This is a genomic window from Dyella sp. 2RAB6, from assembly GCF_052115385.1.
In the GTDB taxonomy this organism is placed as follows: Bacteria; Pseudomonadota; Gammaproteobacteria; order Xanthomonadales; family Rhodanobacteraceae; genus Dyella_D.
Genome location: NZ_JBFRGP010000019.1, coordinates 48798 through 63148 on the forward strand (window position 1 = coordinate 48798; position 14351 = coordinate 63148).

Annotated in this window: 11 protein-coding genes; 6 read left to right on the plus strand and 5 right to left on the minus strand. The window is 65.6% G+C overall.

The annotated features are described in order from the left end of the window. Positions 1–50: 50 nt before the first annotated feature. The 3 genes from fucP to AB4083_RS19460 are packed head-to-tail and all read left to right on the plus strand — an operon-like array spanning position 51 to position 3505. Positions 51–1301 carry an L-fucose:H+ symporter permease gene (fucP, locus tag AB4083_RS19450; protein ID WP_441610166.1) on the plus strand — a complete coding sequence of 417 codons (1251 nt, stop codon included), beginning with the start codon at positions 51–53 and terminating at the stop codon, positions 1299–1301. A 12-nt stretch (positions 1302–1313) separates the two neighbouring features. Next, positions 1314–2294, plus strand: a complete 981-nt coding sequence (locus AB4083_RS19455) for a carbohydrate kinase family protein (protein ID WP_441610147.1) — start codon at positions 1314–1316, stop codon at positions 2292–2294. Next, positions 2291–3505: an AGE family epimerase/isomerase gene (locus AB4083_RS19460; RefSeq protein WP_441610148.1), complete on the plus strand. Its 1215-nt coding sequence runs from the start codon at positions 2291–2293 to the stop codon at positions 3503–3505. The genes AB4083_RS19455 and AB4083_RS19460 overlap by 4 nt, the downstream gene beginning before the upstream one ends. 352 nt (positions 3506–3857) lie before the next feature. On the opposite strand, the gene AB4083_RS19465 is transcribed toward AB4083_RS19460, so the two are convergent. From AB4083_RS19465 to AB4083_RS19475, 3 genes are read right to left on the minus strand one after another with little or no spacing between them, the layout of a single operon-like run. Then, on the minus strand, positions 3858–5294 hold the full coding sequence (locus AB4083_RS19465; RefSeq protein ID WP_441610150.1) for an efflux transporter outer membrane subunit: 1437 nt from the start codon (positions 5292–5294) through the stop codon (positions 3858–3860). Beyond that, positions 5291–8488 (minus strand): efflux RND transporter permease subunit, encoded by a 3198-nt coding sequence (locus AB4083_RS19470; RefSeq protein ID WP_441610152.1) that lies wholly within the window; start codon positions 8486–8488, stop codon positions 5291–5293. The genes AB4083_RS19465 and AB4083_RS19470 overlap by 4 nt, the downstream gene beginning before the upstream one ends. Continuing rightward, positions 8485–9612 carry an efflux RND transporter periplasmic adaptor subunit gene (locus AB4083_RS19475; RefSeq protein ID WP_441610154.1) on the minus strand — a complete coding sequence of 376 codons (1128 nt, stop codon included), beginning with the start codon at positions 9610–9612 and terminating at the stop codon, positions 8485–8487. The genes AB4083_RS19470 and AB4083_RS19475 overlap by 4 nt, the downstream gene beginning before the upstream one ends. A gap of 156 nt (positions 9613–9768) precedes the next feature. Between AB4083_RS19475 and AB4083_RS19480 the strand changes: the two genes are divergently transcribed. From AB4083_RS19480 to AB4083_RS19490, 3 genes are all read left to right on the plus strand, one after another. Continuing rightward, positions 9769–10377 carry a TetR/AcrR family transcriptional regulator gene (locus tag AB4083_RS19480; protein WP_441610156.1) on the plus strand — a complete coding sequence of 203 codons (609 nt, stop codon included), beginning with the start codon at positions 9769–9771 and terminating at the stop codon, positions 10375–10377. An 8-nt stretch (positions 10378–10385) separates the two neighbouring features. Next, positions 10386–10886: a gluconokinase gene (locus tag AB4083_RS19485; RefSeq protein WP_441610158.1), complete on the plus strand. Its 501-nt coding sequence runs from the start codon at positions 10386–10388 to the stop codon at positions 10884–10886. A gap of 333 nt (positions 10887–11219) precedes the next feature. Next, positions 11220–11969: a TorF family putative porin gene (locus tag AB4083_RS19490; RefSeq protein ID WP_441610160.1), complete on the plus strand. Its 750-nt coding sequence runs from the start codon at positions 11220–11222 to the stop codon at positions 11967–11969. Here the strand turns inward: AB4083_RS19490 and AB4083_RS19495 are convergent. Continuing rightward, on the minus strand, positions 11934–12695 hold the full coding sequence (locus tag AB4083_RS19495; RefSeq protein WP_441610162.1) for a response regulator: 762 nt from the start codon (positions 12693–12695) through the stop codon (positions 11934–11936). The genes AB4083_RS19490 and AB4083_RS19495 overlap by 36 nt on opposite strands. Continuing rightward, positions 12692–13834, minus strand: a complete 1143-nt coding sequence (locus AB4083_RS19500; RefSeq protein ID WP_441610164.1) for an ATP-binding protein — start codon at positions 13832–13834, stop codon at positions 12692–12694. The genes AB4083_RS19495 and AB4083_RS19500 overlap by 4 nt, the downstream gene beginning before the upstream one ends. Positions 13835–14351: the final 517 nt, after the last annotated feature.

Sequence of the window (14351 nt, forward strand, 5' to 3'; positions counted from 1 at the left end):
CGAACACCTCGCTCCCCGGGGCGGCCAAGGAGCGCTACACCGATTACCCGATGGCGATGGGGGTGCTCACCAGCATCTTCTTCATGTGGGGCTTTCTCACCTGCCTCAACGACATTCTGATTCCGCATCTGAAGGCGGTGTTCCAGCTGAACTACGCCGAGGCGATGCTGGTGCAGTTCACTTTTTTCGGTGCGTATTTCCTGATGTCGTTGCCGGCGGGCCGGCTGGTCGCGCATCTGGGCTACAAGAAAGGCATCGTGGCGGGACTGGCCATCGCCGGTGTCGGCGCCGTGGGTTTCTGGCCTGCCGCAGCGATGCATTTGTACGCGGCGTTCCTCGGCGCGCTGTTCGTGCTGGCGACCGGCATCACCGTGCTGCAGGTGGCGGCCAATGCGTACGTCGCGCTGCTCGGCCCTGAGAAGACCAGCTCCAGCCGCCTCACCCTGGCGCAGGCGCTCAATTCGCTCGGCACCTTCCTGGCGCCGAAGTTCGGCGGCCTGCTGATCCTGTCGGCCGCGGTGCTGGGAGCCGAGCAGATCGCCAAGCTGTCGCCCGCCGAACAGCTCGCCTACCGCGCGCAGGAAGCGCAGACCGTGCAGGGCCCGTATCTGGGCCTGGCCGTGGTGCTGTTCCTGCTGGCGATCTTCGTCTACCTGTTCCGCCTGCCGACGCTGAAAGAAAGCACCGAGCAGGCCGACACCGGGCACCACACCCTGGGCGACGCGCTGCGCCACCCGCACGTGCTGTTCGGCGTGCTGGCGATCTTCTTCTACGTCGGCGGCGAAGTGGCGATCGGCAGCTTCCTGGTCAACTACCTGTCGATGCCCGACATCGGCAACATGACCGAGCAGGCCGCCGCGAACTGGGTGGCTTACTACTGGCTCGGCGCGATGATCGGCCGCTTCATCGGTTCGGTGCTGCTGGCCAAGCTGTCGCCGCGCAAGCTGTTGGCGATCTTCGCCGCGGTCAACATGGCGCTGGTGCTGACCACCATGTCGACCAAGGGCCCGGTCGCGATGTACAGCGTGGTGTCGATCGGCCTGTTCAACTCGATCATGTTCCCGACCATCTTCTCGCTCGGCATCGAACGCATGGGCCCGTTGACCGGCAAGGCCTCCAGCCTGCTGATCATGGCCATCGTCGGCGGCGCCATCGTGCCTTACGTGCAGGGCTTGTTCGCCGACCACATCGGGGTGCAGCACGCCTTCTTCCTGCCGCTGCTGTGCTACGCCTACATCGTTTTCTACGGCCTTTACGGCTCACGCATCAAGAGCGACACGCCAGTCGCCGCCACTCACTGAGATCCCCTTTCGATGCCACGCAATATCCTGTGCTTCGGTGAAGCGCTGATCGACTTCCACGCCGAGGGGCGTGACGCGCAGGGCTTCCCGCGCAGCTTTATTCCCTTCGCCGGCGGCGCGCCAGCCAATGTCGCCGTCGCCGTCGCGCGGCTGGGCGGGCCGGCCGCGTTCGCCGGCATGCTCGGCCAGGACATGTTCGGCGACTTCCTGCTGGACAGCCTGCACCGCGCCGGCGTCGACACCTCCGGCGTCGCGCGCACCGGCGAGGCAAACACCGCACTGGCCTTCGTCGCGCTGGACAGCCACGGCGAACGCAGCTTCAGCTTCTATCGCCCGCCTTCGGCCGACCTGCTGTTCCGCCCCGCGCATTTCCGCGAGGAAAGCTTCCGTGCCGCCGCCGTGTTCCACGTCTGCTCCAACAGCATGACCGAGCCCGCGCTGGCCGAAGCCACCCGCGAAGGCATGCGCCGCGCACACGCCGCCGGCGCCTGGGTCAGCTTCGATCTCAACCTGCGTCCCGCGCTGTGGCCGAACCAGAGTGCCTCGCACGACGAGCTGTGGCCCGCGCTGCACCTGGCCGACGTGGTCAAGCTGAGTGCCGAGGAATTCCATTGGCTGGCCGGCGACGCCAGCGAGGACACCACGCTGGAGCGCCTGTGGACCGGCCGCGCGCGCCTGCTGGTGGTGACCGACGGTTCGCGCACGCTGCGCTGGTTCCATCCGGACGCCGCCGGCGAGATGCCGGTCTACGCCGTGCCCACGGTGGACAGCACCGCTGCCGGCGACGCCTTCGTCGGCGGCCTGCTGCATCGCCTGGCCACGGTGGAGAAAGGCCCTGACCAGCTTGACCATCTCGTCGCCGAACTGCCGCGCCTGCACGCCATGCTGCGCTTCGCCGCCGCCTGCGGCGCGCTCACCGTGACCCGCCTGGGTTCGTTCGCCGCCATGCCGGACGAAGCCGAGGTGCTCGCCTTTATGGACACCCACGCATGAATTCCCCCGATTTCCGTAGCGAAGCTTTCCTGCGCGCGCACATCGCGCACACTATGGCCTTCTATCATCCGCACGCGATCGACCCGGCCGGCGGCTTTTTCCATTACTACAAAGACGACGGCACCATCTACGACCGCAGCCACCGCCACCTGGTGAGCAGCACGCGCTTCATCTTCAGCTACGCGATGGCCGCGCGCGAATTCGACGACCGGCGCGCCGAATACCTCGATGCCGCACGCCACGGCCTGCGCTATCTGCGCGAAGTCCATCGTGACGCCGCCAGCGGCGGCTACGCCTGGACCATCCGCGACGGCAAGCCGGAAGACCGCACCTACCACGCCTACGGCGTAGCCTTCGTGCTGCTGGCCTACTCCACTGCATTGAAGGCCGGCCTCACCGAAGTGCGCCCGTGGATGGACGAAACCTGGGAGCTGCTGGAAAAGCGCTACTGGGATGCCGACTTCGGCCTGTACCGCGACGAAGCCGACGAGCACTGGAACTTCAGCGGCTACCGCGGCCAGAACGCCAATATGCATATGTGCGAGGCGATGCTCGCCGCGTACCAGGCCAGCGACGAGCCGCGCTATCTGGAACGCGCGCTGACGCTTGCCGACAACATGACCCGCCGCCAGGCCGCCAAGGCCGAGGGCCTGGTGTGGGAGCACTACGACGTCGACTGGAATATCGACTGGAAGTACAACCTCGACAATCCCAAGCATCTGTTCCGCCCCTGGGGTTTCCAGCCCGGCCACCAGACCGAATGGGCCAAGCTGCTGCTGATCCTCGAACCGCTGCTGCTGGAGCGCAACCGCGAGGAGAAGTGGCTGGTACCGACGGCGCAGCACTTGTTCGACACCGCGCTCGATCGCGCCTGGGACAAGGAATACGGCGGCATTGCCTACGGCTTCGCACCGGATGGCACGGTGTGCGACGACGACAAGTATTTCTGGGTGCAGGCCGAGTCGCTGGCTACCGCTGCGCTATTGCATGCGCGTACCGGCGAAGCGAAGTACGACGAGTGGTATCAGAAGCTGTGGGCGTACTCTTGGGAGCATTTTGTCGATCACAAGTATGGCGCGTGGTTTCGCATTCTTACTCGCGATAATCGCAAGTACGACGACGAGAAGAGCCCGGCCGGCAAGGTGGATTACCACACGATGGGCGCTTGCTATGAGGTGATGGAGTTGATTCGCGCCGGCGGCAAGCCCTGAAGTTCCAAGTCTCCACGTAAAAAGAAACCCGTCGCAAGGCGGGTTTCTTTTTGATGCCGGGAAGGTTTGCGGCCGGAGCCGCAGGTACAGGGCGCTGCCCGCGTACCCGACCCGTGGCCTCCGGTCGCAAGCCTTCCCGGCATCGAAGCGAGAATGATGCGCCGCATGCTCGTAAAGAAGCGATGCGGCGCGGGTGGTTAGGCATATAGATGCTGTAAAAGTTCAAGCAACCGATGGCCGGACAGGGCCGAAAAGAAATTCGGCGTAGGTTGGGGTGAGCACAGCGAACCCCAACATGCTTGCCACATGACGATGCCTGTTGGGGTTCGCTGTGCTCACCCCAACCTACACATTATTTTGCCGGCTCACCCATCGCCTGAAACAACGCCGCCGTATCCACCAATCGCTGCGCCGTTGCCTGAATCTCCTGCACCCGCGCATTCTGCCAACGCTGCTCGCCCGCCAAGGTCAGCGGATACGAAGCCGCACCCAAGCTATAGCGGCTACGCGCATCGTCGAACGACTGCTTCGCCGAACCGGCGCCACTCTGCGCCGCCTGCAAGGCCAACGCATCCTGCTCCAATGCCGTCAAGGTATCGGCCACATTCTGGAACGCGCCCAGCACCGTCTGCCGATACTGCGCCAGCGACGCATCGTAGGAAGCTATGGCTGCCTTACGCTGCGCCCACAACGCGCCGCCATGGAAAATCGGCTGCGTCAGTGATGCCGTGGCGCCCCAGATCGTGCTCGCACCCGTAAACAGTTTCGAACGATCGAACGCCGCCGAACCCAGCGATGCCGACAACGACAGGTGCGGAAACAAATTACCGGTCGCCACGCCCACTTCCGCCGAAGCCGCACGCACCGCCGCTTCCGCGGCCAATACATCCGGCCGCTGCTGCAGGAGTTCCGACGGCAGCGACACCGGCACATCCGCCGGCAACTTCAACTCCGCCAGCGACAGCACCTCCGGCGCCTGATCCGGCGTGCGACCCAGCAACACCGCCAGCGCATGGCGCTCACGCAAGGCCTGCGCACGCAGGCCCGGCAAGCTTCCTTCGATGGACGCCGCACTGCGCTGCGCCGCGAGCAGATCCTCGTTCGCCGCCGCACCCAAGCGATAGGCCTTGCCGGTGAGCTCGACCTGCTCGCGCGCTAACGCCGCCAAGCGCTCCGTCGCCTCGACCTGCTCCGCCAACGCCGAAGCCGTCACCGCGGAGATCACGATATTGGCCGCCAGCGCGCGCCGCGCCGCATCGAACTGATAGGACTGCGCGTCCACCTGCGCCGCCGCCTGCTTCACCTCATTGCGCGACACCCCGAACAGATCGAAGTCGTAGCTCAGCTGCAACTGCCCGGCATACACGTTGTAGATATTGGTCGGCTTGCCCACGTTCGGCAGCCCCAGCGCACGCTCGCGCGTCACCTGCCCGCCCGCATCGAGCGACGGCCACAGCGCATCGCCTACCACCGCGCGATACTGCTGCCGCACGGATTCCAGCGTGTGGCGCGCGGCTTCCAGCGAAGGGCTGTGCTGCAGGCCTTCGTCCACCAACGCATCGAGCCCGGTCGAGCCATAAGCCTTCCACCACTCCGGCACGGCGCGCTGGCCGAGACTGAAACGCTGCGCCACTCCGCCGGCTTCCGCACTGGCCGCCGGTGTCGGTGCCACCGCATAGTGTTCCGGGTCCTGCGCCTTCGGCGGCTTCGCCGATGGCGCGAACGAACACCCGGCCAAGGCGAACACCACACCCAATGCGGCGGCGTGTGTCGTACGAACGCGCATCATGGCCGCACCTCCTTCGACACTTCATCCGGTTTGACGCGATACCACACGGCATACAGCGCCGGCAGGTAGAACAGGGTCAGGATGGTGGCCACCGTGATACCACCCATCAGCGCGGTCGCCATCGGCCCGAAGAAGTTGCTGCGCAGCAGTGGAATCAGCGCCAGCACCGCAGCGGCCGCCGTCAGCGTGATCGGCCGGAAGCGCCGCACCGTGGCACCGACGATGGCCTCCAGGCGCGGATGCCCTTCGCGGATGTCCTGCTCGATCTGGTCCACCAGGATCACCGAGTTGCGCATGATGATGCCGAACATGGCGATGGTGCCCAGCGTCGCGACGAAGCCGAACGGCTGGCCGAACAGCAGCAGCGACACGATCACGCCGATCAGGCCCAGCGGCGCGGTGAGCACCACCATGAAGGTGCGGCCGACGCTCTGCAGCTGAATCATCAGCAAGGTCAGCACCGCGATCACCATCAGCGGCATCTGGTCGTTGATCGAACCCTGCGCCTTGGCGTTCTGCTCCACCGAACCGCCCACCTCGATGCGATAGCCCACCGGCAGGCCCTTGCGCAGCTCGGCGAGCTTGGCGTCGATCGCGTTGGTCACGTCCAGGCCTTGCGCACCGTTGCGCGTATCGGACTGCACATTGATCGAAGGTTGGCGGTCGCGCGCCCAGATCACGCCGTACTCCAGGCCGTAATGAACCTTGCCCAACTGGGCCAGCGGAATCGCCGCGCCGCTTGGGGTGGGCAATGCCAGGCGCTCGATCTGGTCCGGGTGCACGCGCTCGTTCTGCGGCGCGCGCAGGTCCACCGCGATCAGCTTGTCGCGCTCGCGGTACTGCGTGACCGTGGTGCCCGACAGCGACATGGCGAGGAAGTCCGCCACATCCTGCGAGCTCACGCCCAGCCGGCGCGCGGCGACCTGGTCGATGTCGAAGCGCACGGAGCGCTCGGCCGGTTCGTCCCAGTCGAACTGCACGTTGCGCGTGCGCTGGTCGGCGCGCATCACGCCGGCGATTTTCTCGGCGATGCCGCGAACGGTGGCGATGTCGTCGCCACTGACGCGGAACTGCACCGGGAAACCGACCGGCGGCCCGTTCTCCAGCCGGCTGACGCGGGTGCGCACGGCGCTGAAGTCGCGGGCCAGCACACCATCCAGCACCTTCGCCAGGGTCTCGCGGTTCTCCACGTCTTTCGCGGTCACCACGAACTGCGCGAAGTTCGGCTGCGGCAACTGCTGGTCCAGCGGCAGATAGAAGCGCGGCGCGCCGCTACCCACGAAGCTGACATAGCTGGCCACTTCCTTGCGGTCCTTCAGCACGTTCTCCATGCGCTTGACCTGGACCAGCGTGGCATCGAACGAGGCACCTTCCGGCAGGCGCAGATCGACCAGCAGTTCGGACCGATCGGAGCTGGGGAAGAACTGCTTCGGCACCAGGCCGAAGCCCGCCATCGACACCACGAACAGCGCCACCGTCACCACCAGCACCAGCACGCGATGCTTCAGGCAGTAATCGAGCATGCGGCGGAAGCGCTGGTAGAACGCGGTGTCGTAGATCTCGATGTCGCCGCCATGCTCGGGCCGCGTCTTGGCCTTCGCCCGCCGCGCTTCGTTCCAGCGCGCCGGCATGAAGCGGGCCCACCACTCGCTGCCCGGCTGCACGCGTGCGTGATGCTCGGGCAGGAAGTGATAGCCCAGCAGCGGAATCACGATCACCGCCGCCAACCACGACAGCAGCAGCGCAATCGCCGACACCTCGAAGATCGAACGCGTGTACTCGCCGGTACCGGACTTGGCCAGTGCGATCGGCAGGAAGCCGGACACCGTCACCAGCGTGCCGGTCAGCATCGGAAATGCGGTGCTGGTATAGGCGAAGGCCGCCGCGCGCGCACGGCTCCATCCCTGCTCCAGCTTCACCGCCATCATTTCCACCGCGATGATCGCGTCGTCCACCAACAAACCCAACGCCAGCACCAGGGTGCCAAGCGAGACCTTGTGCAGGCCGATGCCCATCAGCTCCATGCACAGCGCGGTGGCGGCCAGCACGAACGGAATCGAGATCACCACCACCATGCCGGTGCGCAGGCCCAGGCTGAGCAGGCTCACCAGCAGCACGATCGCCACTGCTTCGGCGACCGAATCCAGGAAGTCGTCCACCGAATGCGCCACCGCGTGCGGCATGCTGGTCACTTCGACCAGTTTCAGGCCCGCGGGCAAACGCTTCTGCAGCCTGGCGGTCGCCTCGTCCAGCGCGGCGCCCAGATGGATCACATCGCCACCCGGCTGCATGGTGATACCCACACCCAGCACCTGCTGCGACATGAAGCGCATCTGCTGGCTGGGCGGATCGTCGTAACCACGGCGAATGGTGGCGATATCGCCGAGGCGGAACGTCTGCCCGCCGACGCGCAACAAAGTGTTCTCCAACGCGGCCACGTCGTTGAACTGGCCGCTCGGGCGCACATAAACACGATCGTCCGCCGTGCTCATCACGCCAGCCGAAGCCACCGCGTTCTGCGTGTTGATCGCCTCGGCGATCTGCTGCGGGCTGATGCCGAGCTTGGACAACCGCGCGTTCGGCATCTCGATGGTGATGCGCTGGTTCTGGTCGCCGAGGAAATCGACCTTGCCCACGCCCGGCACGCGCAACAGCTCGGCGCGCAACTGGTCGGCGTAATCATGCAACTGCGCCGGCGTAAAGCCGTCGCCTTCCAGCGCATAGATATTGGTGTAGACGTCGCCGAACTCGTCATTGAAGAACGGCCCCTGCACGCCCGGCGGCAACTGCGCGCGGATATCGCCCACCTTCTTGCGCACCTGGTACCAGGTCTCGGGCACGCTGGTGGACGGGGCGGAATCCTTGATATTGAAGAAGATCAGCGATTCGCCAGGGCGCGAGTAGCTGCGCAGGAAATCGATCGACGGCGTTTCCTGCAGCTTGCGCGAGATGCGGTCGGTGACCTGGTCCTGCACCTGCTTGGCGTCGGCGCCGGGCCAGTAGCTCTGGATCACCATCACCTTGAAGGTGAACGGCGGGTCCTCCGACTGCGACAGGCGGCTATACGAAAACATGCCGAAGACGGTGATCATCACCATCAGGAAGATCACGAAGGACTGATGGCGCAGCGCCCACGCGGAGAGATTGAAGCGGCCTTCTTCGTGGCCGCTCTCTGGATTGGACGGCGAGCTCATAGCGGGCTGTCCTCGGCGTGCGGCGGCGCTATCGGCGCCACCTTCTCGCCCGCGCTGACCGCATGCACGCCCTGCATCACCACGCGTTCGCCGGCTTCCAGGCCGGTGCCGACCAGCACGTCGCGTTCGCCGTAGCGCAGCACGGTGACCGGGCGCAGTTCGAGCGTGGCATCTGCTGGACGCACCACCCACACGGCGGGGTGTTCGCCCTGGTGGAACAGCGCGGTGGCCGGCAGCCTTACGGCCTTTGCGGTGGGAGCGTCGCCGGCGAGCGCGACGTCAGCGGTCATCCCTAAGCGCACGTGCGGATCGGGCGCGTCGAGGCCGAGCTTTACGCGATAGGTGCGCGTCTGCGGGTCGGCTGCCGGCGCCACTTCGCGCACGTGTGCCGTGAGCGGCTTGCCCTGCACGGACAGCAGACTCACCGTCGCCGCCTGCCCCGGCTTGAGCTTGCCGACGCGGTCTTCCGGCACGTCCACATACACGTCGCGTTCGCCCGACCAGGCAAAGCCAAACACCGCCTGCCCCGCCGCCAGCACCTGGCCCACTTCGGCATGCTCGCTGGTGATGGCGCCGTCGCGGTCGGCGACCAGCGTGTTGTAGCGGCTCTGGTTGCGCGCCAGTTCGTACTGCTGCTTGGCCTGGGTCTGCGCGGCGAGCGCGGAAGCGTAGGCATCGCGCGTCTGGTCGAGCTGCAGCTGGCTGATCAGGTTCTGCCTGGACTGCGCCTCATCGCGATCGCGCTGCTGCGTGGCAAAGCTCAGCCGGTGTTCGGCGGCGTCCAGCGCAGCGCGGGCAGCGGCTTCGTTCTTGCCGGCGTCGGCATCGTCCAGCCGGGCCAGCACCTGGCCCTTCAGCACCGTGTCGCCCAGGCGCGCCTCGCGCGAGATCAACTGGCCAGGCACGCGGAAGGCCAGCGGCATCTCGTAGCGGGCATGGATTTCGCCGGGGAAGCGCAAGGTCTGCGCGCCATCGGCCGCCGGTACCGGCAAGGCGATCACCGGCCGCGCGGCCTCGGTTTCCGGAGCCTTGTGGCCGCAGCCGGCGAGCAGGGCCAGCGCCGCGGCGCCAGCCAGCCACGTCGCGGAGCGGCGGGCGCCCGCCGTGGATAGTGGAAAGGTCACGAGCCAACTCCTGGTGAGACGGGGATGGGGAGTGCTGGCGCCGGGCCGCTGGGCGGCCGGCGTCTTGATACGCCAACGGACTCTAATACAGTACTGTATTTGAATTCAAGTAAGCATCCAAATGGTGACTTTTGGCCTACGTGCTACGATCGCCGCATGGCACGTAAACGACTGACCCGCGAAGAAAGCCGAGACCAGACCAACCAGCGTCTGCTCGAGGCGGCCGCGCACGTCATCGCCAAGAAGGGCTTCGCCGCCGCCAGCGTCGAGGACATCGTTGCCCACGCCGGCTATACCCGCGGCGCGTTCTATTCCAACTTCAAGAGCAAGTCCGACCTGTTCATCGCCCTGCTCAGCCAGGACCACCAGTGCGTGCAGCAGGACCTGCAGAAGATCCTCGACGCCCCGCTGTCCATCACCGACATGCAGGAGCAGATCTCGCAGTACTACGTGCAGGTCTATCGCGACGAGAAGAACTTCATCCTGTGGGCCGAAGCACGCGTGCTCGCGCTGCGCGACGCCAAGTTCCGCGCGCGGTTCAATGCCTACTGCCTGGAGAAGTGCAACGACATCGCTTCGATCATCGAGCAGTTCTACAAGATGATGGGCACGGAACCGCCCGCTCCGCCCAGGGATCTAGCCTTCGGCACCATGGCGCTGATCGACGGGATGCGTTTCTTCAACGAGACGATCCCGAAGGAACTGACGGATGAGGCGGCGATGCATGTGCTTGGGGTGATGTTCAACGCGACGTTCTTCAAGTAACGGCTGTCATGCCGATGCCCGCAGTAGTAGTGATGGGCGTGGCGGGCTGCGGCAAGTCCACGGTGGGCATTGCGCTGTGCGAACGCGTCGGGGCGCGGATGATCGAAGGGGACGCGTTTCATCCGGAAAGCAATATCCGCAAGATGAGTGCGGGTATTCCGTTGGACGATGGGGATCGTGCGGGGTGGTTGGCACGGCTTGGCGAGGAGGTGGCGAAGGCTGTTGCCGATGGCGAAGCCGTGGTGCTGGCTTGTTCGGCGTTGAAGCGCCGGTATCGCGACATGCTGCGTGCGGCCGTGCCTGAGTTGGGCTTTGTGTACCTGGAGCTGACGCCGGATGAGGCGAGGGAGCGGATGGCGCATCGTACTGGCCACTTCATGCCGGCGGCGTTGATCGAGAGTCAGTTTCGCGATCTGGAACCGCCACTCGATGAGTCGCGCGTGTTGTCGGTGCGCGCGACGGCTCCGTTGGAGACGATCATCGAAGACGTTATCGCCTGGTGGTGCTGACAGAGCGATAGATGGAACCCCTTCGCCCCTCCGGGGAGAAGGTGGCGGCAGCCGGATGAGGGGCCGCTCTAGCGACACCGCGTCAACGAAGCGAAGAAAAGCGCTTGAGCTTGCAATGACCCTCGGCTCACCACTCCGCCCGCCCCCTCACCCCAGCCCTCTCCCCGGCGGGGAGAGGGAGCAAGAGCGGGAAGCGCGTGATAGTTCTTGATGCAGCCTTGATATCCGCCACCAAAATCCACCACCGTCTTTAGACGGCCATTCCTAGCATCCGCAGCAGTTTCCACCAGGTGCGCAAGCCTGCTCGCGCACCGCTTCCTGCGGATGATCACGATGAACCACCTTTCCTCCCTCGCGCTGGCCTTGCTGCTGGCCGGCGTCGCCACGCATGCCTGCGCGGAAGATACCGCCGCCCCCGACACCACCGGTTGGCGCACCACTTTCAACGCCGGCGCCCAATCCGACTACGTCTTCCGCGGCATCAGCCAAACCAACGAACGCCCCTCCGGCTTCGCTGGCGTGGATGTCGCTTACGACAGTCAGTTCTATCTCGGCGCATGGACGTCCAACGTCGACTTCTCGCCCTCCGGCGACACCCGCACCAGCCAGGAAGTCGATCTCTACGGCGGTTGGCGCCCCACCCTCGCCGGCATCAACTTCGACCTTGGCTACATCTACTACGGCTATCGCAACCAGCCACGCGGCTTGCGCGAGTCCTACGCGGAAACCTATCTGCGCGCCTCGCACGCATTCGGGCCGGTGACGCTAGGCGTCGCCGCATACCACTCACCCAACTTCCCTGGCATCTCACGACGCGCAACCTACGGCGAGGCAAACATCGGCTACACCTTCAACGCCACCTGGAGCGCCTCCGCCGCCTGGGGCCGCCAAGCCACCGCCCACGCCACCGTGCATGACGACGGCAGCGCCAGCCGCTTCGCCTACAACACCTGGAACCTCGGCCTGACCTGGGCCATCAACAACCACACCTCGCTGGACCTGCGCTACTGGGACACCAGCGCGCATGGCTCCGGCGACATCTACGGCTCACGCATGGTGGCGGGCCTCAAGGCGACGTTCTAAGGGCGGCATGGCGGGCACCGCATCGTCGCGCCGGATGCCCGCCAACCGATAACCCACCTGCAACTCGGTGATGAGATGGTGCGGACGCGCGGGATCTTGTTCCAGCTTCTGGCGCAGGTTGTTCATGTAAACGCGCACGTAGTGAGGCCGGTCGGCATAGCCCGGTCCCCATACGGCCAGCAGCAGTTGGCGATAAGTCAGCACCTTGCCGTGGCCGCGGATCAACGTCGCGAGCAGGCGGAATTCGATCGGTGTGAGATGCACGGGCGCGTCGTCGCGTTGCACCTCATAGGTGGCGAGATCGACGCTCACTTCACCGAACTGGATAGTCGATGGCTCTGCACCATCTCGTCCCAACAGGCTGGCCCGACGCAGATGCGCACGCACGCGCGCGATCAACTCCGGCACGCCGAATGGCTTGGCCAGATAATCGTCCGCGCCTGCCTCCAGCGCCGCCACTTTCTCCTGCTCCTGCTCGCGAGCCGACAACACCAGCACCGGCGCGCTGGACCAGCCGCGCACGTCGAGAATGAAGTCCTTGCCATCGCCGTCGGGCAAGCCGAGATCGAGAATCACCAACTGCGGCTGCCGTGTGGCGGCGGCGATGCGCGCATCCCACACAGTGCCGGCCTCGAACACCGCCATCCCTTCGCGCTCCAGCGCCAGGCGCACGAAGCGGCGGATATCGGCCTCGTCTTCCACCAGCAGGATGCGCGGCCGATTCACGGGCTGCGCTCTGCTTCGACCGAGGGTGGGCAGCGCAGCGGCAGGCGCATCTCGAAGCGCGCCCCGGATGGCAGGCACGAACCCACATGCATCTCGCCGCCATGTGCTTCCACGATGCGCCGGCACAAGGCCAGGCCCAGGCCCGTGCCGCCGATGGCGGATTCGCGCACGCCGCGGGTAAAGGGTTGGAACAGCGTGTCCGGTGCGATGCCGTGCGGCAGGCCGGGGCCGTCATCCTGGACGTGTACCAACAACGCATTGCCGATCACACGAGCACCGATGTCGATCGTGGCGTTCGGCAGCGTGTACTTGGCCGCGTTGTCGAGCAGGTTGATCAGCACGCGCTCGAACAGGCAGGCATCGAGTTCCACCAAGGGCAACCCAGCTTGCAGGTCAATGCGCACCTGTCGCTGGCCTAACCCCACCGCCCCCGCCAGCGCGCTCTCGACCACTTCGCTGAAGGGCTGCCACTCCAGCCGAAGACGCACGCCATGCTCCTGCATCCGCGCCATATCCAGCAGGTTGCTGACTTGCCGATGCAAGGCATCCGCCTGCTGGCGAATGGCGCGAGCCACATCGGCATGCGCGTTATCCGGTGATTCCATGGTCTCCGCCAGACCGCGGACAGCCGTGAGCGGCGTCTTCAGATCGTGCGACACCGCCGCCAGCAAGGCATGCCGCAAGCGCTCACCCTCCACGCGCAACCGCGCCTCGCGCGCCTGGTCGGCACTGCGCCCTGTCACCAGCGCCACCGCAACCGTCAGCGCGAAGGTAAACAGGTACTGCACGTCGGAGAGATGAAACGAGTAAACCGGCGGCACGAAGAAAAAATCGAAACTGACCACACCGACCAGCGCCGCCGCAGCCCCCGCGAGCTTGCCCCAGTGCAACGCCACCAGCACCACGGTGAACAGGAACAGCGCGACCACGTTGGAGAGGTCGAACACGCGTAGCAACAGACCCGCCGCCGCGGTGGCCAGTGCGCAGGCAATCAGGGCGGGAAGCAGGCCGCTCAGCGAAGAGCGGGGCGTCCGCGCGGTGATGGAATTCATGCCGATATTGTGGCGGTGGGGTGCATAAAGAAGCGGTATGCGCGGCGACGTGGAGCGTATAGAAGGCATAAAAAAAAGCCTCCCCAATCGTCATCCCGGCGTAGGCCGGGACCCAGTAGCGAAACGCCATATGTGGGCGAAGACATCCAGGGCGGTGCTCTGGGGGCTTGTCGCGACAATCTGACCATGACCCTACTGGATCCCGGCCTACGCCGGGATGACGATGCGGGCGTTGATGCACAACGACCATCCGCATCTATGTTGCATCGACCCTACGCTCACCACTCCGCCCGTCCCCTCACCCCAGCGGAGAGAGGGGGTCCGGAGGGTGTCGCTGGATAGCAGGCGTAGGTTGGGGTGAGCCGCAGGCGAACCCCAACATGGCCACGTCCAAACGCATCGCAGCGTTGGGGTTCGCTTTGCTCACCCCAACCTACGCCGGTGGGGGTTGTGCCGTTTCATCCTGTATCTGCTGCCACTGCATCCGCTCATGCGCCTGCGTGGCGCAGCGTGCGCCCATATCGATAAACGCGCTGATGCCTTCCAGCATGATCGGCAGGCGTTGTGCGTCGATGTTCTCGCGTTCGTCGACCAGCTCAGCCAA